Source organism: Arminella tubonensis, from assembly GCF_003240585.1.
GTDB lineage: Bacteria > Pseudomonadota > Alphaproteobacteria > Rhizobiales > Rhizobiaceae > Rhizobium > Rhizobium tubonense.
This window is the reverse complement of record NZ_PCDP01000001.1, coordinates 388409-408503: the sequence shown is the minus strand read 5'-3', so window position 1 is coordinate 408503 and position 20095 is coordinate 388409. Positions and strand designations below refer to the sequence as shown.

Annotated in this window: 22 protein-coding genes; 10 read left to right on the top strand and 12 right to left on the bottom strand. The window is 60.0% G+C overall.

Annotated features, from left to right (window positions below; genetic code table 11):
* Window positions 1–61: 61 nt before the first annotated feature.
* Window positions 62–466 carry a winged helix-turn-helix transcriptional regulator gene (locus CPY51_RS02110; protein ID WP_111158379.1) on the top strand — a complete coding sequence of 135 codons (405 nt, stop codon included), beginning with the start codon at window positions 62–64 and terminating at the stop codon, window positions 464–466.
* Here the strand turns inward: CPY51_RS02110 and CPY51_RS02105 are convergent.
* On the bottom strand, window positions 431–1639 hold the full coding sequence (locus CPY51_RS02105; protein ID WP_420820659.1) for an MFS transporter: 1209 nt from the start codon (window positions 1637–1639) through the stop codon (window positions 431–433). The genes CPY51_RS02110 and CPY51_RS02105 overlap by 36 nt on opposite strands.
* A gap of 360 nt (window positions 1640–1999) precedes the next feature.
* Between CPY51_RS02105 and CPY51_RS02100 the strand changes: the two genes are divergently transcribed.
* Window positions 2000–2947 (top strand): diacylglycerol/lipid kinase family protein, encoded by a 948-nt coding sequence (locus CPY51_RS02100; RefSeq protein ID WP_111158377.1) that lies wholly within the window; start codon window positions 2000–2002, stop codon window positions 2945–2947.
* 19 nt (window positions 2948–2966) lie between these two features.
* The gene (locus CPY51_RS02095) at window positions 2967–4334 is read left to right on the top strand and encodes an aspartate aminotransferase family protein (protein WP_111158376.1); all 1368 of its coding nucleotides are present in this window, start codon (window positions 2967–2969) and stop codon (window positions 4332–4334) included.
* 16 nt (window positions 4335–4350) lie between these two features.
* Here the strand turns inward: CPY51_RS02095 and CPY51_RS02090 are convergent, their stop codons facing one another.
* Both CPY51_RS02090 and CPY51_RS02085 read right to left on the bottom strand, forming a co-directional pair.
* Entirely contained in the window at window positions 4351–5847 is a 1497-nt protein-coding gene (locus tag CPY51_RS02090; RefSeq protein ID WP_111158375.1) for a glycosyltransferase family 39 protein, read from the bottom strand.
* Complete coding sequence (locus CPY51_RS02085) at window positions 5840–6859, bottom strand: glycosyltransferase family 2 protein (RefSeq protein WP_111158374.1); 1020 nt, start codon at window positions 6857–6859, stop codon at window positions 5840–5842. Before CPY51_RS02085 ends, CPY51_RS02090 begins: the two co-directional genes overlap by 8 nt.
* A gap of 92 nt (window positions 6860–6951) precedes the next feature.
* On the opposite strand from CPY51_RS02085, the gene CPY51_RS02080 reads away from it, so the two are divergent.
* Window positions 6952–7914 carry a lysylphosphatidylglycerol synthase transmembrane domain-containing protein gene (locus tag CPY51_RS02080; protein WP_111158373.1) on the top strand — a complete coding sequence of 321 codons (963 nt, stop codon included), beginning with the start codon at window positions 6952–6954 and terminating at the stop codon, window positions 7912–7914.
* A 9-nt stretch (window positions 7915–7923) separates the two neighbouring features.
* On the opposite strand, the gene CPY51_RS02075 is transcribed toward CPY51_RS02080, so the two are convergent.
* The 3 genes from CPY51_RS02075 to CPY51_RS02065 are packed head-to-tail and all read right to left on the bottom strand — an operon-like array spanning window position 7924 to window position 9895.
* Window positions 7924–9147, bottom strand: a complete 1224-nt coding sequence (locus CPY51_RS02075; protein WP_111158372.1) for an RNA polymerase sigma factor — start codon at window positions 9145–9147, stop codon at window positions 7924–7926.
* 18 nt (window positions 9148–9165) lie between these two features.
* Entirely contained in the window at window positions 9166–9525 is a 360-nt protein-coding gene (locus CPY51_RS02070; RefSeq protein ID WP_111158371.1) for a YciI family protein, read from the bottom strand.
* A 10-nt stretch (window positions 9526–9535) separates the two neighbouring features.
* Window positions 9536–9895 (bottom strand): YciI family protein, encoded by a 360-nt coding sequence (locus tag CPY51_RS02065; protein WP_111158635.1) that lies wholly within the window; start codon window positions 9893–9895, stop codon window positions 9536–9538.
* A gap of 168 nt (window positions 9896–10063) precedes the next feature.
* On the opposite strand from CPY51_RS02065, the gene CPY51_RS02060 reads away from it, so the two are divergent.
* Complete coding sequence (locus CPY51_RS02060; protein WP_111158370.1) at window positions 10064–10294, top strand: hypothetical protein; 231 nt, start codon at window positions 10064–10066, stop codon at window positions 10292–10294.
* Here the strand turns inward: CPY51_RS02060 and amn are convergent.
* Window positions 10288–11790, bottom strand: coding sequence for an AMP nucleosidase (amn, locus tag CPY51_RS02055; RefSeq protein WP_111158369.1), 1503 nt, complete (start codon window positions 11788–11790; stop codon window positions 10288–10290). The genes CPY51_RS02060 and amn overlap by 7 nt on opposite strands.
* 466 nt (window positions 11791–12256) lie before the next feature.
* Between amn and CPY51_RS02050 the strand changes: the two genes are divergently transcribed.
* A complete protein-coding gene (locus tag CPY51_RS02050) occupies window positions 12257–12955 on the top strand; it encodes a glutathione S-transferase family protein (protein ID WP_111158634.1) in 699 nt (232 codons plus the stop codon).
* A 438-nt stretch (window positions 12956–13393) separates the two neighbouring features.
* Window positions 13394–13660, top strand: coding sequence for a sel1 repeat family protein (locus CPY51_RS02045; RefSeq protein ID WP_111158368.1), 267 nt, complete (start codon window positions 13394–13396; stop codon window positions 13658–13660).
* Window positions 13661–13826: 166 nt separating this feature from the next.
* Here CPY51_RS02045 and CPY51_RS02040 read toward each other — a convergent pair whose 3' ends face one another.
* From CPY51_RS02040 to CPY51_RS02030, 3 genes are all read right to left on the bottom strand, one after another.
* Window positions 13827–14939 (bottom strand): pyridoxal phosphate-dependent aminotransferase, encoded by a 1113-nt coding sequence (locus tag CPY51_RS02040; protein ID WP_111158367.1) that lies wholly within the window; start codon window positions 14937–14939, stop codon window positions 13827–13829.
* 94 nt (window positions 14940–15033) lie between these two features.
* Window positions 15034–15423 carry a PilZ domain-containing protein gene (locus CPY51_RS02035; RefSeq protein WP_111158633.1) on the bottom strand — a complete coding sequence of 130 codons (390 nt, stop codon included), beginning with the start codon at window positions 15421–15423 and terminating at the stop codon, window positions 15034–15036.
* Window positions 15424–15571: 148 nt separating this feature from the next.
* Entirely contained in the window at window positions 15572–15973 is a 402-nt protein-coding gene (locus CPY51_RS02030; protein WP_111158632.1) for a DUF2177 family protein, read from the bottom strand.
* A gap of 165 nt (window positions 15974–16138) precedes the next feature.
* Between CPY51_RS02030 and CPY51_RS02025 the strand changes: the two genes are divergently transcribed.
* Window positions 16139–16585 (top strand): baeRF12 domain-containing protein, encoded by a 447-nt coding sequence (locus CPY51_RS02025; RefSeq protein WP_111158366.1) that lies wholly within the window; start codon window positions 16139–16141, stop codon window positions 16583–16585.
* Between the two features lie 53 nt (window positions 16586–16638).
* Here CPY51_RS02025 and CPY51_RS02020 read toward each other — a convergent pair whose 3' ends face one another.
* Window positions 16639–16989, bottom strand: a complete 351-nt coding sequence (locus tag CPY51_RS02020) for a hypothetical protein (RefSeq protein ID WP_111158365.1) — start codon at window positions 16987–16989, stop codon at window positions 16639–16641.
* A 329-nt stretch (window positions 16990–17318) separates the two neighbouring features.
* Between CPY51_RS02020 and CPY51_RS02015 the strand changes: the two genes are divergently transcribed.
* Both CPY51_RS02015 and CPY51_RS02010 read left to right on the top strand, forming a co-directional pair.
* Window positions 17319–17759: a glyoxalase superfamily protein gene (locus CPY51_RS02015; RefSeq protein ID WP_111158364.1), complete on the top strand. Its 441-nt coding sequence runs from the start codon at window positions 17319–17321 to the stop codon at window positions 17757–17759.
* A gap of 67 nt (window positions 17760–17826) precedes the next feature.
* Entirely contained in the window at window positions 17827–19191 is a 1365-nt protein-coding gene (locus CPY51_RS02010; protein WP_111158363.1) for an MATE family efflux transporter, read from the top strand.
* Between the two features lie 56 nt (window positions 19192–19247).
* Here CPY51_RS02010 and iolB read toward each other — a convergent pair whose 3' ends face one another.
* Window positions 19248–20045 carry a 5-deoxy-glucuronate isomerase gene (iolB, locus tag CPY51_RS02005; protein ID WP_111158362.1) on the bottom strand — a complete coding sequence of 266 codons (798 nt, stop codon included), beginning with the start codon at window positions 20043–20045 and terminating at the stop codon, window positions 19248–19250.
* Window positions 20046–20095 lie beyond the last annotated feature (50 nt).

Below are 20095 nucleotides of genomic sequence, written 5' to 3'. Positions count from 1 at the left end.
TACGTCTGACAAAGGCAAGAACGCACAATTTCTGTATATAGTACCCAAAAGGATACCGTCGATGTCCCTGCCACGCGCCAAGCTCACGAAGAATTTCCCCGGCTGCCCGGTTGAGGCGACGTTGAGCTTTCTGGATGGAAAGTGGAAGGGCGTCATCCTGTTCCATCTCATGGACGGAACGCTGCGGTTCAACGAACTACGCCGCCGCCTGCCGGCAGTCACGCAGCGCATGCTGACGAAGCAGCTTCGCGAACTGGAAACTTGCGGGTTGGTGTCGCGCACCGTATTCGCGGTTGTGCCGCCGCGCGTCGACTATGCGCTGACGCCGCTCGGGCTGACCTTGGAGCCGGTTATTCGCGCTCTTGCGGAATGGGGCGAGGAGAATGTGTTCTGCGTGTCGGGCAAGATGGAAATCGGCTCGGCAAACGCCCTAAACCGTCCGGCCCCGGCGCTCCAGGGAAATTGATATCACAAACACCACCAGTCCGCCGGCTGAAAGAACCGCGCCGACATATCCGGTCGATGCGGCCGTGAACCCCCAGGAAATCGCAAGGCCGCCGAGCCAGGCGCCAAGCGCATTGGCAACGTTGAATGCGGAGTGGTTCGATGCGGCAGCCAGCGTTTGTGCGTCAGCCGCGACATCCATCAGCCGCGTCTGAACTGCCGGACAGGCGGCAAATCCGCAGCCGACCAGGAAAACGCAGATGCAGAGCATCATCGGGTTTGTTGCCGTCAGCGAGAAGACGGTCATGATCACCACGTTGAACGCCAGCATGCTGCCGATCGTGCCGGTCAGCGAGATGTCGGCAAGCCGCGATCCGACGACGTTGCCAACGTTCATGCCTATGCCGAACAGTGCCAGCACGATCGGGATCATCGTTGGGGACATGCCGGCAACATCGGTGGTCGCCGAGGCGATGTAGGTGAAGATCGAAAACATGCCGCCGAAGCCGACGGCGGCGATGGCAAGCGTCAGCCATACCTGCACCCGGCGAAGCGCACCAAGTTCGCGCATCACACCGGCGCCTTCCGAGACCTTGTCCTTCGGCAGGAACACGGCGATCAGCACGACCGTCAAGGCGCCTACGGCTCCAACCATCATGAAGGCCGCCCGCCAGCTCAGCATCTGCCCGAGGAACGTTGCGATCGGCGTGCCGACGAGAGTGGCGATCGTCAGCCCCAGCATCACCTGGCCGACCGCTCGAACGCGACGATTGATCGGCACCATCGACGCGGCAACGAGCGCGGCTACGCCGAAGAACGCGCCATGCGGCAGGCCGGTGATGAAGCGCAGAGCCGTGAAGCTTTCGAAGGTGGGTGCCATCGCGCTGCTGATATTGCCGAGCGTGAAGATGGTCATCATCAGGAGGAGGAGGGTGCGACGGGCCATCTTTGCCGCAAGCACGGCGATGACGGGTGCGCCGACGACGACACCGAGTGCATAGGCGCTGATGACATGCCCCGCCTGGGGCGTCGAGACATCGAATGTCCTCGCAACATCTGGCAGCAGGCCCATGATCACGAATTCGCCCGTGCCGATACCGAAGCTGCCGACCGCGAGCGCCAGGGTCACCAAGGCAATTGCGCTGCGCGACGGCGTTTCGGAAACTGTTTGCGAATCGAGGATGTCGACGGCGATATCGCTCACGAGAGCTCCTTGGCAGCGGGCATGGGACAGGCTCGTCGAAGCAGCAGCCGGATATTTCCGGTACGCCTACATCGGACACTTATCCGGGGAAATGGCTGGAAAGGCGCGAAGCGCCGAATATGTTATTTATCAGCCAATGCGCTACCCGTGTCGCGTGCGTTTTATGCAGTGCAGCATATCGTTTCATGCATAAGTCGCCTCCGAAACGAGCAGCCTTACACACGGTCATTTATCGGAGATCGCGGATCAGCTTGAAATGACTGCCGGATTGACCCATCTTTTCGTTGATGCTTGTGGGGAGGCGAGGAAACTGCCGAGCAAGTTATCGAAATGAGGAAACCGGGATCCTCGATGAGACTTATTGGCTTTTTCAATCGCGATGGCGGCACCTTCAGAACCACCGACATGGCAGCCTATGAGCGGCGCGCCGAAGAGGTTTTCCGTGCGGCCGGCCATGATTTTCAGGGCATGGTTGTTGCCGGAAGCGAGATCGTTCCCGCCATGGAGCGAGCCGCCCGGCGTGACGACATCGACGGCATCATCGCCGGCGGCGGCGACGGCACGATCTCTGCCGCCGCCTCGGTCGCCTGGAAGAACGGCATACCGCTCGGCGTCATTCCGGCCGGCACCATGAACCTGTTTGCCCGTTCGCTGCGGTTGCCGCTCGATATCTGGCAGGTACTGGAAGTGATTGCCAACGGCGAGGTCGACGCAGTCGATATCGGCAGCGCCAATGGCCGGCCGTTCATCCACCAGTTTTCGGCCGGCATGCACGCCCGCCTGGTGCGCTACCGCAATTCCTACACCTACCGCTCAAGGATAGGCAAAATGTCTGCGAGCACGCGCGCTGCCCTCGGCGTATTGTTCAACCCGCCGGAATTCGATGTCCTGTTCGAGTTGGACGGCAACCGCGAGCGGCGGTGCGTCTCGGCGATATCGGTCTCGAATAACCCCTTCGGCAAAAACACACTTTTCTATGCCGACGACCTGACCACCGGCACACTCGGCGTCTATCTCGCCAAACCGATGAAGCCCTTCGGCGTCGCCAGGCTGGCCTTCGACATGTTCCGCGGCAGGTTCCGTGAAAATGCCGACGTCATGGTGATGAACACGCGGGCAATTCACCTGAATTTTCCGAAGAAGAGCGCCAAGGCGAACTGCGTTATCGATGGCGAGCTGTTGCCTCTGGCGAGGGACGTCTTCCTGAAGCTTCATCCCGGCGAACTGAAGGTGATGGTCGAGAAGGGGACTGCGCGTCGCGTTGCCGAAAACGGGGTCGTCGAGACCGCCGCTGTCTGACCAAGGATCATCGCCCGAAATGCCAGAGACATCCAGCCTGTCCAACCTCGCAGCCATCGATGCCGCTCATCACCTTCATCCGTTTGCGGATACGAAAAAGCTGAACGCGGAGGGGTCGCGGATCATCCAGCGCGGCGAGGGTGTCCATATCTTCGACAATCACGGCAGGAAGTATCTCGATGGCTTCGCCGGACTATGGTGCGTCAATATCGGCTACGGACGGACGGAGATCGCCGACGCCGTGGCGCGGCAGATGAACGAGCTGCCCTACTACAACACCTTCTTCGGAACGACGACGACGCCCGCAACGTTGCTGGCCGAGAAAGTCTGCTCCCATGCAGGGCCGAACTTCAACCACATCTTCTTCACCAATTCCGGGTCGGAGGCGAACGACACCTGGTTTCGCATGGCTCGGGTCTATTGGAGCGCGATAGGCCTGCCGTCGAAGAAGATCGTCATTGCCCGGAGGAACGGCTACCACGGTTCCACCGTCGCCGGTGCCAGCATGGGCGGCATGAAATATATGCACGAGCAGGGCGACCTGCCGATAGCTGGCATCGTCCATATCGGCCAGCCCTACTGGTATGCCGAGGGCGGCGAGCTTTCCCCCGATGAATTCGGCCTCGCGGTCGCGCGGGAGCTGGAAGCGAAGCTCGATGAGCTTGGCGAGGAGAATGTGGCAGCTTTCGTCGCCGAGCCGATCCAGGGCGCCGGCGGTGTGATCATCCCACCCGCCACCTATTGGCCGGAGATCGCCCGGATCTGCAAGGCGCGCAATATCCTGCTGGTTTCGGATGAAGTGATCTGCGGCTTCGGTAGGCTCGGCTCGTGGTTCGGCTACCAGCATTTCGGCGTGGAACCGGATCTGGCGCCGATCGCCAAGGGGCTTTCCTCAGGCTACCTGCCCATTGGCGGCGTGCTGGTCAGCGACCGCATCGCGGATGTCCTGATCAACGATGTCGGTGAGTTCAACCATGGCTTCACCTATTCCGGCCATCCCGTCTGCGCCGCCGCGGCGCTCGAAAACCTGCGGATCATTGAGGGTGAGCGGCTGGTGGAGCGGGTGCGCGACGATATCGGCCCTTACTTCGCCCAAGCCTGGGGAGCCCTGGCAGATCACGCGCTGGTCGGGGAGGCGGTCAGCGTCGGGCTGATGGGCGCGCTTCAGCTGGCAGCCGACAAAGCGACCCGCCGCCGCTTCGAGAAACCGGACGCAGTCGGCTCGGCAGTCCGCAATCATGCGCTGGCAAACGGGCTGGTTCTGCGAGCCACTTCCGACCGCATGCTGGCATCCCCACCGCTGGTCATCAGCCACGAGGAAGTCGACACGATGGTTCGCATCACGCGACAGGCGCTTGACCTGGTGTGGAGCGAAATGAAGCTGTGAAAACTGCTCCGGCTGACTACTTCGGATAGATCCAGGAATAGGCGAAGCGGTAATTGTCGCCGTCCTTGCCGTAGACGTAGCGGATTTCGGTGTTCTTGACGTCAGGTGTCGCATATTGCGGACCGAGATTGTCGCGCAGCCAGGTGGCAAGAATCGGCGGTAGCGTTTCTCCAGTCCTTCTCGGCAACCACGCTACCAGGACCGGCCGGTCGGCCGACCAGCTGTAGGGCAGGGTGAGATTGGCGAAGAACAGTGACATGACAGGAACATCGGTTAACTGCAGCCGCAGATTTCCCGCCGGCAGCCAGTCGTCGGTCAGCACGAGCCCCGGTCGCTTGCCTTCGGCGGCGACGATCTGGTCGATGAAGCCGGTGTAGGGAACATTATAGGCTTCGTAGACCCTGAACAGCCTTGGAAAGCTGGCGTGGCTGAAGAGCAGCGCCGGGATGATCAGCATCATCGCCAGCGGAATATAGAAGAAACGCTTGGCGAAATCTTCAGCCCTGACGCCGGCAGCCTCCATCTTCAGGCAGAGGTAGATCGGCAGCAGGAACAGGAAAGGCAGCAGCCAGCGGTCGCGCAACGCGGTCATGCCGATGCCGACGATCAGAGCCAGCACCAACACCCCGATAACGAGGAAAATGGTTCCGAAGAAGCGGGTCCACTCATTGGATTGCCGCAGGCTGCGGAAGAAATCCTTGCCGAAGACAAGGGCGTAGATAACCAGCGTCGGCGCGCAGATGACTATGACCACTCTCAGGAATTTTAGCGGCCCCGTGGCGATTTTCGCCAGCGCACTTGCCGGCGCGTCCTGCTCCATGATGCCAAGCGTACGGCCGGAGGCGAGCCCGAGATTGTGGATCAGCCACAGCCCATGCGGCAGGAAGATCAGCAGCGCGATGAGGATCGTCACCAGGAAGCGCTTGTCGAGGAGCCTCGCGCGGCCCTGCGGATGAAACCAGACGGCAACGATGGCCGCCACCGCCAACAGCGCGAAATTGTATTTCGACAGCATGCCGAGACCAAGCGTGATCCCGGTCATGACGTAGGATGTCAGGTCCGGCGACTTCAGCGTGCGGATGGCGCTGTAGAGGAAGAGATTGATGGTCAGCAGCTGGGCGACGGTGTGGGTCAGGTCGCGCTGGGCTTCCCAGAACAGCTGCGGGATCGTCAGCAGCGACAGCGTCGCGATGACGGCGAATACCTTGTCCGACAATACCAGCTGTGCCAGCCTGTAGTAGGAGAGGTAGACTAGGAAGAGGACGGTGTTCTTGACCAGCGAGATTGCCGCCAGCGACAAGCCGAGACGGGAGACCACTGCCGTCTGGACCCAGTTATAGAGTGGCGGCTGGGAATCGTAACCGAACGTCAGCCATTGCGAGAAAAGCGCCTGCTGCGATTCGTCGTAGCGCATGCCGTGCGGCATCGCCAGCCGCACGAGAAATTCGAGGATGAAGTAGGCGGCGATGAGAAGAACGACTGTATCCGGTTTGCGGACCAGAAGCTTATGCATCCCGACGATCTCCGTCGAAGATATTGCGCACGATGTAGTTCGGCGAGGCGTCGTCCCGATAGTAGGTCCGCGCGATCATTTCGGCGAGGATGCCGGTGGTGATCAGCTGCACCGAGGACAATAGCAGCACGACCCCGACCATCAGCATCGGCCTCGTGCCGATATCGTTGCCCATGATGAACTTGTCGACGAAAAGATAGAAAAGGATCAACATCGCCAGCGCCCCGATCCCGAGGCCAAGCGAGCCGAAGAAATGGCCCGGCCGCGCCTTGTAGCGCATGAAGAACATTACTGAGAGCAAATCGAGGATGACGCGGAATGTCCGCGATATTCCGTATTTGGATTTGCCATGGGCGCGGGCATGGTGCGTCACGACCATTTCTCCGATCCGCGAGCTGGGCACGACGCCGGCGACCCAGGCCGGAATAAAACGGTGCATTTCGCCCATCAGCTTGACTTGCTTGATGATCGACGCGCGGTAGATCTTCAGGCTGCAGCCATAGTCGTGCAGCTTCACGCCCGTCATTCGCCCGATCAGCGAATTGGCACACCAGGATGGGATCCTGCGCAGCAGCAGGCCGTCCTGCCGATCCTTGCGCCAGCCGACGAGCAGGTCGAGCTCGCGCCGCTCCAGCTCGGCAACCATCGCCGGAATATCCTTCGGATCATTCTGGAGATCGCCGTCCATGGTGGCAATCAGCCGGCCGGTTGCCGCATCTATCCCCGCCTGCATGGCCGCCGTCTGGCCGAAATTTCGCTGCAGTTCGATGATGCGCAAAACCAGGCCGTCGCGACCGAGATATCCACGGGCATTGGCCAGCGTCGCGTCCGTGCTGCCATCGTCCACCAGGATCAATTCCCAGGACATGGAAAAGCCGGCCATCGCCGCGGAGATGCGCTCGACCAGCGGGCCGACGCTCTCCTCCTCGTTGAAAATGGGCACAACAACCGAAAGTTCGATCGGGCTTGCCGTATCCGTCAGCGAGCGGATTGACTCTACCGTTGTCTGCAACTCTTAACTCTCCTAAAAGACCGGTGTGATCGACCGGACAAGATGAGCGATAGTCCAGCCGCCAGCCAAAGCTTACATGGGTGCTTAACTACATGAAGACTCCGACGGTTGCCAGCCGCGACACCTGGTTTATTCGCAACCGCATGACGCTGCTGACCCTTGGGGTCGTTATCGCCTACGCCGCCTTCATCGAGTGGTTCTGGGGCTGGTCGACGATCCTCTCACAATGGGCGCAGGTGGGAATCGGGCCGATCCTCACCGCGCTGGCGCTGCTGACAGGCACGTACTTCCTAAGAACCTGGCGGATCTACGACTACTTCCCCCGCGAGACATCAGGTCGTTTCACCGCCCTTTTCCGGGTGACGCAAATCCACAATCTGCTGAACGTCATGATGCCGTTTCGATCGGGCGAGACCAGCTTCCCCCTGTTGATGCGCTCCGAATTCGCCATCCCGCTGGCGCGCGGGACTTCCGCCCTTTTCGTGATGCGGCTTCTCGATCTGCACGCCTTGATGGCCGCCGCCGGCATCGGCCTGGCGGTCGCATCCCCCCATCGCCTGCTTGCCTGGGCCTTCTGGCTTGCGTTCCTGCTGCTGCCGGTAGGCGCCTTCGTTGCTCGCCGGGCGCTGGTTCGGTTTGCAGCCAGGGTATTGCCGAAGAAGGCGCAGCCCGTGGTGCATGAAATCGAGCGCGGTCTGCCCGCCGATGCCCGCGCATTTGCCCGCGCGTGGTTTGCGACAATCGTCAATTGGCTGGTGAAGGTCCTGGTTCTTGCCTGGGCGTTGCGCCTGATGAATGTCACCCCGCTGGTCGCAAGCTTCGGTGGCGCGCTCGGCGGCGAGCTTTCGGCCGTCCTGCCGGTTCACGCGCCCGGTGGTATCGGCACCTATCCGGCCGGGATTACCGCCGGCGCCCTTGCCTTCGGCGCTTTGAACGACAAGGCCGCATTGACCACGCTGGCGCAGGCCAGCATCAACTGCCACCTGCTGATCGTTGTCTCGGCCCTGATCGGCAGCGCGCTCGGATTGCTGATCTCGAAAAAGCGCGTGATCTGAGAGGTCGCGTCAGCCGCGGTTCAATTCGGCCAGTCTCTTCCGTAAAAACGCTTGTTCCGGCGCCTGATGGCATAGCGACAGAGCCCTCTCATACGCTTGCCGGGCTTCGTCGAGACGACGGAGTTGCCGAAGAAAATCGGCTCTCGCTGCATGGGCGAGATGATATTCCGCGAGCTGGTTCCGGTCCAGAATGGCGTCGATGGCCGAAAGGCCGGCGAGAGGCCCTTCGCACATCGAGACGGCAACGGCCATGTTGAGCTCGATCACTGGAGAGGGCTGCACTTCCAGAAGCCTGTCGTAAAGAGACGCGATGCGCTGCCAGTTCGTAGCTGCTGTGCTGTCGGTACGCGCATGCTCGGCAGCAATCGCCGCCTGCAACGTGAATCGCCCGGCCGTATCCGTCGCAACGATCTGGTCGACGAGGGCAAGCCCCTCGGCAATCTCGTCGCGATCCCAGCGGGTCCGATCCTGATCGCCAAGCAGCACCAGATTGCCCGACGGATCGGTGCGAGCCAGACGCCGCGAATCCTGCAGCAGCATCAATGCCAGAAGCCCGATTGCTTCCTTGTCTGGCAGAAGGCTGATGAGCAGCCGGCCGAGGCGAATGGCCTCTGCGGATAGATCGGTTCGGACGACGGCCGGGCCTGACGAGGCCGAGTAGCCCTCGTTGAAGACCAGGTAGATGACGTGCAATACCTGTTGAAATCGCGCCAGCAGTTCGGCCTCGTCGGGTACTTCATAAGGAACTCCCGCCGTCCGGATGCGGTTCTTGGCCCGCACGATGCGCTGCGCGATGGTTGGCGTCGAGACGAGGAACGCGCGGCCGATTTCCTCCGTGGTCAATCCGCAAACTTCCCGGAGCGCCATCGCGATCTGGGCATCGACGGGCATGACCGGATGGCAGCAGGTGAAGACCAGCCGCAGCATGTCGTCTTCGATGGCTTCCATCTCGCCCATTTCGGTTCCCGGATACAGGTTGTCGGCGATATCTGCCATCGAGGCATCGAAGCGCGCGCGCCTCCGCAAATGGTCGATCGCCTTGAAGCGGCCGGCGGAAACGAGCCAGGCAAAGGGATTGGCCGGCATGGTCTCGGCTGTCCATTGCCGCGCCGCCGCCGCGAAGGCGTCGTGCAACGCCTCCTCCGCCCGGTCGAAATCGCCAAGCAGGCGGATCAACGTCGCCAAGACCCGGCGCGATTGCGAGCGGTAGATTTCTTCGATCACGTTTTCCAAGGAACCCGCCTCGTCAACTCAGCATTCCTCCGTGATTGAATAGGCCGGCCGCACCTCGATGGCGCCGTAGCGGGCGACCGGGAAGCTGGCGGCGATCCGGGATGCCTCGTCAATATCCCCAGCCTCGATCAGTACGAAGCCACCGAGATGTTCCTTGAGCTCGGCAAACGGACCGTCCGTCACGGATACACCGCCGCTTCGAACGCGCACTGTCACGGCCGTCGACGGTGCCCGCAGTGCCTGCGCCACGAGCAGATGTCCGCTGTCCCGCAATCTGTCGTCGTTGACGATCGATTCCCTGGTCAGCAATTCGCCTTCTTTTTCAGAAATGGCGCTTATCTCAGCGGTGTCGAACCAGACCTGGCAGAGGAATTTCATCTTCTCCTCCCTATTGCTCGGTGCTGAAATCATAGATCGGACGCACCTCGACGCTGCAGAGTTTCGCAAGTGGAATACCGGCAGCGATGCGGATCGCATCGTTCATGTCTTTCGCATCGATCAGGATGAAGCCGCCGAGTTGTTCCTTCGTTTCGGCGTAGGGTCCATCGGTCGTCAATACTTCGCCGTCGCGAACCCGCACCGTCACGGCTGAGCGCGGCGATTGCAGCGCTTCGGCAGCAATCAGCTGCCCGCGCTCGACGAGAACCTCGTCATAGGCAAGCGAATCCCTGTCGAGCTTTTTCTTGTCTTCCACCGACATGGCATCGACCATCCCGTCTTCCATCCAGACCTGGCAAAGATATTTCATGGCAGCGTCGCCTCCCGTTTCATTGATCTCAGCCTTTAGACGAATGGGCTGACTGCAAATCGACAGCGATGATGCCCCCGAGGTGAATTTTTTTCGAGGGACATTCCTGTCGAAAAGCATCGTGACCGTTCGACTAACCTCCGTCATCACCAATGAGGAGTGGCAGTCATGTATTTCCCAGGTTTGACCCTGATGGGCCCTTCGAAGAAACTGACGGAAGAAGAACTGATGCAGCCCGTTGATATCAAAGGGCTTGCCTTGCGGCTCGGAATAGCCTTTGCCGCCTTCGCCTTGCTGATCCTGTCGCTGAGCGTGGCGTACGACGACAAGCGGCCGCAAACAGTTGCGACCGATCATTCATGGGGGACGTCAGGTACAGAGCGAAGAGGCCCTTATTGAAAGGCCGTCTCGAAGAAGCTGCGCAGCTTGCGCGAATGCAGTTTCTCCGGCGGCATGGCAGCCAGCTTCTGGACGGCGCGGATGCCGATCCTGAGATGCTGGTTGACCTGCGTGCGATAAAACGCGGTCGCCATGCCCGGCAGCTTGAGTTCGCCGTGCAACGGCTTGTCGGAGACGCAGAGCAGGGTGCCGTAGGGCACGCGAAAGCGGAAGCCGTTTGCGGCAATCGTCGCCGATTCCATGTCGAGCGCGATGGCGCGCGCCTGGCTCAGCCGCTTCACCGGCCCCGCCTGGTCGCGCAGCTCCCAGTTCCGGTTGTCGATGGTGCCGACCGTGCCGGTCCGCATGATGCGCTTCAGCTCGAAGCCCTCATAACCGGTGATTTCCGCAACGGCGGCCTCAAGTGCGACCTGCACTTCGGCAAGCGCCGGGATCGGCACCCAGACCGGAAGGTCGTCGTCGAGCACATGGTCTTCGCGCATATAGGCATGCGCCAGCACGTAGTCGCCGAGGCGCTGGCTGTTGCGCAGTCCGGCGCAGTGACCGAGCATCAGCCACGCATGCGGCCGAAGCACCGCGACGTGGTCGGTAATGGTCTTGGCGTTCGAAGGGCCGACGCCGATATTGATCATGGTGATCCCGCCATGACCTTTTTTCTTCAGGTGATAGGCCGGCATCTGGGGCAGGCGGGTCAACACTGCATCGGTTTCCGGCTGGCTGGAGCCAGCGTGCGTCACGATGTTGCCGGGCTCGACGAAGGCGCAATAGTCCTCGCCGCCCTTGGCCATCACGTCGCGCGCCCAGGCGCAGAATTCGTCGATGTAGAACTGGTAGTTGGTGAACAGCACGAAATTCTGGAAATGCGAGGCGCTTGTCGCCGTGTAGTGCGACAGGCGGGCAAGCGAATAGTCGATGCGCTGCGCCGTGAAGGGGGCAAGCGGCGAGGGCTGGCCGGGCGGTGGAATATATTCGCCGTTGGCGATCTCGTCGTCCGTCGTGTTGAGATCCGGCGTGTCGAATATATCGCGCAAGGGGATGTCGACGAAAGCCGAAGAAGACGCCTCGACATGGGCTCCTTCGCCGAAGGCGAAATGCAGCGGGATCGGCGTTGATGATTCCGAGACGATGACAGGAACATTGTGACTGCGCATCAACAACGCCAGCTGTTCCTTCAGATAGTGGCGGAACAGTCGGGGATGGGTGATCGTCGTGGTGTAGACGCCCGGCGCCGTCACATGGCCGTAGGACAGCCGCGAGTCGATATGCCCGAAACTGGTCGTCTCGATGCTCACCTGGGGATAAAAGGCGCGATAGCGCGAGGCAATCGGCGCGCCCTGAGCAAGATCTGCGAAATTATTGATGAGGAAAGCGGTGTTGCGCTCGTAAAGCTCGGTCAGCGCATCGACTGCCTTGGCCGGGTCATCGAAGCTTTGCGGCTGAAATGGAGCGGGAGATGAAACGTCGAGGGTCGGTAAAGGAGAGATTCGGTTGCTCATGAGCCATTATATAATGTTGTCTTTGACAAGCAAACGACGGGCTCGGAGAATTCAGGATATTCGTGGTGTTTTCGCAATTTTCGGTCGTGCGGAGGCGAATTCGGGGTCCGGATGCCGTTATTTATTGAACCGTCGAGCAATATGGGCTCGAAGATTGCAGGCAAGTGAAGCTTGCACCGAAATGCGACTGCGCGCCGCTTGAGTTCGAATGCTGCACCGCTGCCGAAAATGTGATCGCGAACACCGTCGCAAAAAGCATAATGATGGTGAAGCGCCGCGCCAGAATGACCATGTCCGTTTTCCTTTAGTAGGATCATCGCCGATCCTGGCCTTGGTTTTGACATGGTTCGGCTGAACGGACGCTGAGACACCGGTTCATCGGGCGTTCAGCTTCGCCGCGCGGTCAGGGCTTGAATGCCTCGAGCGCTTTCATATGTTTTCGGACATCAAACATGGAGTTATCTGGATGGCGGCACCGATCGAACTGCACTACTGGCCCACGCCGAACGGCTGGAAAATCAGCATCATGCTCGAGGAACTCGGCGTTCCCTACGAGGTCAAATACGTCAACATCGGCAAGGGCGAGCAATTTACGCCTGAGTTCCTGAAGATTGCCCCGAATAACCGCATGCCGGCAATCGTCGATCCAGACGGTCCGGGCGGTACGCCGATCTCGGTCTTTGAATCCGGCGCCGTCCTGCAATATCTCGGCCGCAAATATTCAAAGTTCTATCCAAGCGACGAACGCGCCCGCGTAGAGGTCGAGGAATGGTTGTTCTGGCAGGTCGGCGGTCTCGGACCGATGGCTGGACAGGCAAACCATTTCCGCCACTACGCGCCCGAAAAGATCGAATACGGCATCACTCGTTACACCAATGAGGTCAACCGCCTCTATGGCGTCATGAACAAGCGCCTGGCCAACCGCGATTTCCTCGCTGGCGATAATTCGATCGCCGACATGGCGAGTGTCGGCTGGGTCGTCTCCTATGAGCGTCAGGGCCAGGACCTCGACGAGTTCCCCAACCTCAAGCGCTGGTTCGACACGCTGATGGCGCGCCCGGCCGTTATCAAGGGGATGGCCGTCGGCAGGGAAGAGCGCGAAAAGAGCAATCTGGCAACCGACAAGGAAGCCCAAAAGATACTGTTCGGCCAGCGCGCCCGTTAATTCCCGCTAATTTTTTAATTTGCATCGAAGGCCCGGCAGCTTGCCGGGCCTTTTCGTATGCGTCCGGAACGCCGAAAACCGCCCATTTGCAGCCGTTCTATCGAGAGAAAAATGTCCTTCCGCAAAATGCCGCTGATTTCGTGGTGAAGGAAGGGTTTATTTTGAAATACTAATTTTTCGTAAAACTCGCGCCAAAGTCCTTAATTTGCAAGGGATGCGATGTTTAACAAAATCCCAAGTTTACCAAGCGTTTGTACTTTGTTTGTCTCAAATTAATCATGCATTTTAAGCGCTTTTTGAAAGCCGTCTGCGATAGTGAAGCCATCAAACGAGCGGGGCAAACCCGCCGACCGGAAGGGCCAAAAAGCTGCGATAGACGGCGAGGCTCCGACGGGAAGACAGGGATAGCGTTAACAGGCTGAAACAGGGATTGAACCGATGGCACGCTTTGAAATGACGACTTCTGAAATGGCCACCATGGGTGGCGAAAACAACGCCGACGTCTTCTGTGAAATGGGTCTGATGTACGCAACCGGCCGCGGTTGCGACATCGACCTGATCGCCGCCCACAAGTGGCTGAACATCGCCGCCATCAAGGGCTGCGATCGCGCCGCCGAACTTCGCGCCGATGTCGCGGCTACGCTCACCAAGATGCAGCTGGCTGCTGCCCTTCGCTCCGCTCGCGAATGGATGACGATGCACTGAGGCCCTGGGGCATTGAAATGCTCCCAGATCGCCCGGTTCAAGAAATTCTAAAAGAACAATACCTCGGAAAGAGGGGGAACGGCTGGCGCTCTGGGGAGGGGCCGATGCCGAAAAGAGAACCGCGACCGGCAGATACAATGCCGGCGCGGTTCTTCGTCTTTTGTATTCAGCCGAGCGCTTTCAGAACCTTCGGCAGCGCTTCCTCGAACAGATCGAGATCGGCTTTCGGCCCGACGCTGACGCGAATGCAGCGGTTGAGCGGAGCAACGCCCGGCATGCGGATGAAGACCCCGTGTTCGATCAGTCCATCGACGATGGCTCGCGCAAAGACGCCGTCGCGGCCGCAGTCGATCGCCACGAAATTGGTCGCGGAGGCGAGGGGCGTAAGTCCCTTGTCGCGGGCGATCATGCCGATGCGCTCCCGCGCCGCATGAATGTTCCCGATCACTTCTGAGAGGTAGGCTTGGTCCTTGAGTGCCGCCAGTGCCGCTACCGTCGCAAGCCGGTTCATCCCGAAGTGATTACGGACCTTGTCGAAGGCCTGCACGGTCTCGGCCACCCCGATCACGTAGCCGACGCGCGCACCGGCAAGGCCATAGGCTTTCGAAAATGTCCGCGTGCGTAGGACATTCGGCATGTCGATCAGCGCGGCGATATCGGGAGTGGAACCCTTCGGGCCGGTCTCGCTGTAGGCTTCGTCGAGAACCAGCATGCAGGTTTCCGGCAACGCCTTGGCAAAAGCGACGATCTTGTCCGCATCCCACCAACTTCCCATCGGATTATCAGGGTTGGCAAAATAGACGAGCGAAGCATCCTCGCGCTTCACCGCCTGAAGCAATCCGTCGAGATCCTCGCGATCCTCGACATAGGGGACGGTTACCAACCGGCCGCCATACCCCACGACGTGGAAATTGAACGTCGGATATCCGCCATGGGACGTGACGACGGCGGTCCCCGGCTCGACGATCATCCGGACGATGAGGCCAAGCAGTGCATCGACGCCTTCGCCGACACAGACATTCGAGGCCTTGACGCCGAGATGTGCGGCCAGCGCCTGTTTCAATGCGAAATTCTCGGGGTCGTTATATTTCCAGATATCGGCCGCCTCGCGGCGCATCGCCTCGATGATGGAGGGGGCGGGACCGAAGCCGTTCTCGTTGGCTCCGATCCGCGCCTTGATGGTGAGGCCGCGCTGGCGCTCCAAGGCTTCGGGCCCGACGAAGGGAACGGTGGAGGGGAGGGCGCTGGTCAGCGGCGTGAAGCGCAAAAAAGCGGACATTCTGTCGTTTTATCCCGGATTGCGATTGGAAATCGCACGCACAATAGGCCCTTGTCGAGCCGGTGCAATAGTAGATGATCCTGTTGGGGCGCTGTTAGCGGCGCATCTTGCGGGCGGCGTTGGCTTCCGCGTTGCCGATCATGAAGTCGGCACGTACGACCAGCCGCAATGTCTCGGGTGTCAGCAGATTGATGAATTTGACACCGACCCGGTTTTCGTTGGTCCGGTAAACCTCGGCGCAGCCGATGCGATAGGCAAGGCCAAGGATATTGAGATAATAATGAAGCGGCAGACCGATCGTCGTACCGACAAGGAAGCTGGCGCCGCCTTGGGAAATATCGATGATTTCGGCGCTGCGCATCGAAACGCCTGTCAGGCATGGACGAACGGCGACCAGACGTGCCGGACGCTGCACGTAAAAGCGCTCATATTGTCGTTCGTAGACTTCCGATTTGACCTTCGCAAGATGCGTTGCGTTCAGCATCGACGTTCCCCGGCTCTGCACGACCAAATTTATCTCGGTCTTATGCAGCATAAGCCTTGCACGAAGCATTTGTGCTTTCGTCAATTGTAATATTAAAATTCTAGCGATCACGCTCTTTGCGACCGGTCGGCATCAGCTGAGCCGGAATTCAACCGAAATAGCGCGCGACCGCATATCCTCCGCCCGCCGCCGCCGCCGTGATGACCGTGCCCCAGGCCATGTCGACGGCGCTCATCAGGAGCGGCCAGTTCCTAAGGGTGGAGAGGTTGGTGATATCGTAGGTGCCGTAGGCGGCAAGCCCGAGGACGGCGCCGTAAAGCAGCGCTTTTCCGACCGACGCGGCCGCCAAGCCCGGCATGACCGCGAGCACGACCACGGCGACGGTGAAGAAGATGTAGAAGGCAGCCCCCACCGCCAGATCGGGCTGCGGCAGCATCAGCTCCCCCAGCTGGTCGCGATAGAATGTCCGGGCGACCAATCCGAGCCAGATCGCATCCAGCACCAGCAACGTGGCGAACGAACCGGCATAAGCGGTGAGGGCGGTCTTGATCATCAATGGGCTCCTTTTCAGATTGTTACGAACGAAAATGATCGTCGGATTGTTTCGCGCCTCCAATTCTCGATTTGTTCGAACCCTTTGTTGCCTCGGGCGTTTCCTCTCGTCGATGGCACATGGGCGCTTCATGTGCCGAACGAGAAGTATGAGGAAAAAATAATGAGCGATATCAAGGTTCCGTGGGAGTCATGGGTGGTTGTCTGCGACGGCGCCAAGGCGCTGATCCTGCAGAATGCGGGCGACAACCAGCACATGAACCTGCAAGTTCACGAAACCCTGTTACAGCCGAACGAGGCCGATCGCGACATCGGCGCGGGCAAGCCGGGGCGATCGCACCAGGCCGATGGCGCTGGCGGCAGTGCGGTCGAGGAAACCACATGGCACGATCAGGCGGAAGATGCTTTTCTGAAGCAGGTCGCCATCAAGCTGGATGAGCTCGTCCATGAGAAGAACGCCAGACGCATAGTTCTGGTGGCGCCGCCGAAAGCGCTCGGCAAGCTCCGGCCGAACCTGAGTGCCGATGCGCAGGCCGCGATCACGTCCGAACTCGCCAAGGATTTGACCAACATTCCGATCGACCAGATTGAACGGCATCTGGCCGCGTAGACCGACGAATAGGTGTTGGATCGGAGGCCGCGATTCGCAGGAGTCGCGGCCTTCTACTGGCTGGCTTCGAAATTCAGCCGGATGACGTGATGCAGAAATTCCGGGTCGATCAGCATGTTGAAGCCGACGGTAACCGCACTGCCCTCGCGCTTGACCAGCGTGCAGCCGATCTCGTCATGGATGCCGAGAATTTCAAGGAAGAAGTTGTTCGGTACCTCAAGGCCCTCGCCGATCTCGAGAACTGCCCCACCGAGCGAGATCGTTCTGATCAGGCAGCGAACTTGCGTCCCGGTGCTGAGATGATGGCCGACGAAAATGATGCTGCCGGGGCGGTCGACGACAAATTCCTCGAGCGCGCGGTCGGGTTCGGGGTGTTGCATATCAAGGTGCGTCTGAAGGGGCATGTTGCCCTCCGCTGTTTTAATCTACTGTTCCAGAATAATATTTGACCGTTGATGAATGTTGAATCCATTCGCTTAAACGCCAACAAACATGTGCAAAAATCACTCAGGCGCTTCTAATTTGGGCATTTCAGGGACGATTCTGCCGTCCTTGACAATGACCGGCCCATCGCGCATATCACGGATCGGTCGAGGCGCCTGCCGCTCGCGAGCCAAAAGCTCTTGGTGAAGCCCTTACGTCGGTTATGAAGCCCAATCAGTGCATGCTGACTGAAGGCAATGCGAGCACCCTAATTCCGGTCTGAAAGCATGCCTTCCTGAAAGGCTTTATCATGACGACGTCGCTCCCGACGATTGACGAATTGAAACAACAGGCCAAGCGTCTGCGTCAGGCGATGGCCGATCGCGGCACTCCCATTGCGCACGGCGCCGCACTCGAACTCCTTGCCCAGCAGCACGGCGCCCGAGACTGGAACACGCTTTCAGCCCGCGTGCTGCGTGAGCTCCCTGAGCGCGTGCTACCCTTTGCGGTCGGCAGCAAAGTCTCCGGCCGCTATCTGAACCAGGATTTCGAGGGCAGGGTGCTATCGCTGGCCGCGCTACCGGGCGGCAATCTCTTCAACATCGCAATCCAGTTCGACAAGCCGGTGGACGTCGTCACTTTCGACAGCTTTTCCGCCCTGCGCCACCGCATCCGCGCGCAGGTAGATGCCAAGGGCATCTCGCCCCGAAAGACCTCGAACGGACTGCCGCATCTGGTGCTGGCCATCTAGGGCTCCCGATTTCCTCGACGTTTCATCTCGGTCGCCTGGTGCGGCTGGCTTTTGCCATGGGTTTGCTATGAAAAATAATAGAGACAATATCTTCCTGACCGGATGGCTCCCCGGTGTCTTCGCAAGGACTGCAGCACCGATCGTCCTCATCACCACCATCAACGGCCTCTTTGTTGTCGTCGACGCCTATTTTCTCGGCGCCTATGTCGGCCCGGCGGCCTTGTCTGCCGTCACGCTGATCTTTCCCGGTTTGATGATGCTGATCGCCCTCCAAGCGCTGGTATCGAACGGAATGGCCAGCATCCTTGCCCGGAAACTCGGGGCCGGCGATCGCGAGGGCGCAAGGCAGACTTTTGCGGCCGCCAATGCGCTGGCTATCGGATTGGTCCTGCTGCTCTACGCGCTCTACTGGCTTGCTGGCGCCCGCATCATCGATGCGGCGGCGGAAGGTGCGGTTGATGTCGCGACCAACGCCCGATCCTTCATGGCGGTCACGATCGCCTTCGCGCCGGTCGCCTTCTTTCTCTCGCTGAACGTCGACGCCTTGCGATGCGAGGGCAGGATCGGCTTCATGGCGTTGGTGACTATCGCCTCGTCGCTGCTGAATATCCTGGCGAATTGGCTCTTGATGGCTGTTGCGCACTGGGGCGTCATCGGCTCCGCTGCCGGTTCTGTCTTGGCGCAATTCATTTGCCTGATCGCGATCCTGTTCTATCGGTGGCGCAATGTTGAGGCGCTTCGGCCATGGCTGCGCTTCCCCATCTCCGACTGGCCGAGAATCCTCTCGCTCGGTGCACCGATGAGCCTCGGCTTCATCGGCATGTCGCTGAGTTCGGCTGCAGTCATCTACAATCTGTCCATCTGGGACGCCTCGAACTACGTCGCGACAGTCGGCGCCTACGGCATCATCACGCGGATCATGACCTTCGCCTATCTGCCGCTGCTCGGGATCAACATCGCTTTTCAGACGATTTGCGGCAATAACTACGGCGCAGGCCTGACGCAGCGCGTTGGCCGCAGTCTTCAGATCGCGTTGCTGTCGGCGCTCATCTATTGCGCGATGGTGGAAATCGTTGTCGAATTGCTGGCGGGCCACCTGGGAGGCATCTTCGTTGCCGATCCGCAAATCATCGCCGCGACCACGCGTATCCTGCCTTGGATGGTGGCGTCATATTTCCTCTTCGGGCAGATGATCGTCCTGTCTGGATATTTCCAGGCGCTCGGCGACCCTCTCCGAGCCGGCGCTTTCGGACTGGCGCGGCCTTATCTCTTCGTGCTGCCGCTGACATTTCTGTTGCCCTATGCTTTCGGCGAGACCGGCATCTGGATGGTCTCGATCGCCGCGGAGGGTGGCATGTGCCTGCTTGCGCTGCTGGTGCTGTCGCAGAATGCCCGGCGGCGCGGCTGGCGGTACGGACTTCTGCCAGGCTGAACACACGAGAGCCGGGCGGTTGCACGCCCGGCTCTCAATCCGGCAATTCCTGATAATCAGGCCTTTAGCAGCCACTCATGCTCAGGCGCATTGTAGAACTTCCAGACGCGCTTCGGCCCAGCCATGACGTTCAGATAGTAGAGATCGTAGCCGTGGCAGGCAGCGCAGGGGTGATATCCCTTGGGCACCATCGTCACGTCGCCGTCCTCGACTGCCATAGCCTCGTCGAGCGAACGATCATCCGTATAGACGCGCTGGAAGGCGAAACCCTGCGGCGGGTTGAGACGGTGGTAGTAGGTCTCCTCAAGAAAGCTCTCGTTCGGCAAATCGTCCTGGTCATGCTTGTGCGGCGGATACGAAGACGTATGCCCGCCGGGCGTGATCACCTCGACCACCAGCAGCGAATGCGCAGCACCATCGTCTTCCGGCATGATGTTGTTGACGTGGCGGACATTCGTGCCCTTGCCGCGGGTCAGCGGCGGATGCGTGCCCGGCGGAATGGCGCGAGCCTCATGGTTTCCACCTCCGGGCGCCGAGCAGACACCTAACTCGAGATCGGTCTCGGCCGTGACCGACCAGTTCGATCCAGCCGGGATATAAAGCGCATGCGGAGCACCATCGAACGGGCTCATCCGCTCGCCCAGCGTACCGAAATCCTTGCTGCCCGCCTTGGCTTTCCCCTTGCCACTCACCCAGACAAGGCAAACCTCGCGCTCACCGGTCTCACCCGACGCGGATTGTCCCGGCTTCAGCCGATGCAGGTCGAAGCCGACATAGGTCCATCCGGCACTCTCGGGGGTGACATGCGTTACTCGGCCGTTTGTCCCCGTCGGTTTGACTTTAAGGTTCGGCATCGGTTGTCTCCATGTTGACGTTCATCCTCCCCTTGAGGGGGAGGGTCGGC

What these genes read in the sequence shown, in the direction of transcription:
- CPY51_RS02010 (WP_111158363.1), top strand. Translation starts at nt 17,827, where the DNA reads ATGAAAAATAATAGAGACAATATCTTCCTGACCGGATGGCTCCCCGGT.
- CPY51_RS02040 (WP_111158367.1), bottom strand. Translation starts at nt 14,939, where the DNA reads ATGTCCGCTTTTTTGCGCTTCACGCCGCTGACCAGCGCCCTCCCCTCC.
- CPY51_RS02020 (WP_111158365.1), bottom strand. Translation starts at nt 16,989, where the DNA reads ATGCCCCTTCAGACGCACCTTGATATGCAACACCCCGAACCCGACCGC.
- iolB (WP_111158362.1), bottom strand. Translation starts at nt 20,045, where the DNA reads ATGCCGAACCTTAAAGTCAAACCGACGGGGACAAACGGCCGAGTAACG.
- CPY51_RS02065 (WP_111158635.1), bottom strand. Translation starts at nt 9,895, where the DNA reads ATGAAATATCTTTGCCAGGTCTGGATGGAAGACGGGATGGTCGATGCC.
- CPY51_RS02070 (WP_111158371.1), bottom strand. Translation starts at nt 9,525, where the DNA reads ATGAAATTCCTCTGCCAGGTCTGGTTCGACACCGCTGAGATAAGCGCC.
- CPY51_RS02095 (WP_111158376.1), top strand. Translation starts at nt 2,967, where the DNA reads ATGCCAGAGACATCCAGCCTGTCCAACCTCGCAGCCATCGATGCCGCT.
- amn (WP_111158369.1), bottom strand. Translation starts at nt 11,790, where the DNA reads ATGAGCAACCGAATCTCTCCTTTACCGACCCTCGACGTTTCATCTCCC.
- CPY51_RS02060 (WP_111158370.1), top strand. Translation starts at nt 10,064, where the DNA reads ATGTATTTCCCAGGTTTGACCCTGATGGGCCCTTCGAAGAAACTGACG.
- CPY51_RS02035 (WP_111158633.1), bottom strand. Translation starts at nt 15,423, where the DNA reads ATGCTGAACGCAACGCATCTTGCGAAGGTCAAATCGGAAGTCTACGAA.
- CPY51_RS02080 (WP_111158373.1), top strand. Translation starts at nt 6,952, where the DNA reads ATGAAGACTCCGACGGTTGCCAGCCGCGACACCTGGTTTATTCGCAAC.
- CPY51_RS02050 (WP_111158634.1), top strand. Translation starts at nt 12,257, where the DNA reads ATGGCGGCACCGATCGAACTGCACTACTGGCCCACGCCGAACGGCTGG.
- CPY51_RS02025 (WP_111158366.1), top strand. Translation starts at nt 16,139, where the DNA reads ATGAGCGATATCAAGGTTCCGTGGGAGTCATGGGTGGTTGTCTGCGAC.
- CPY51_RS02090 (WP_111158375.1), bottom strand. Translation starts at nt 5,847, where the DNA reads ATGCATAAGCTTCTGGTCCGCAAACCGGATACAGTCGTTCTTCTCATC.
- CPY51_RS02100 (WP_111158377.1), top strand. Translation starts at nt 2,000, where the DNA reads ATGAGACTTATTGGCTTTTTCAATCGCGATGGCGGCACCTTCAGAACC.
- CPY51_RS02045 (WP_111158368.1), top strand. Translation starts at nt 13,394, where the DNA reads ATGGCACGCTTTGAAATGACGACTTCTGAAATGGCCACCATGGGTGGC.
- CPY51_RS02015 (WP_111158364.1), top strand. Translation starts at nt 17,319, where the DNA reads ATGACGACGTCGCTCCCGACGATTGACGAATTGAAACAACAGGCCAAG.
- CPY51_RS02110 (WP_111158379.1), top strand. Translation starts at nt 62, where the DNA reads ATGTCCCTGCCACGCGCCAAGCTCACGAAGAATTTCCCCGGCTGCCCG.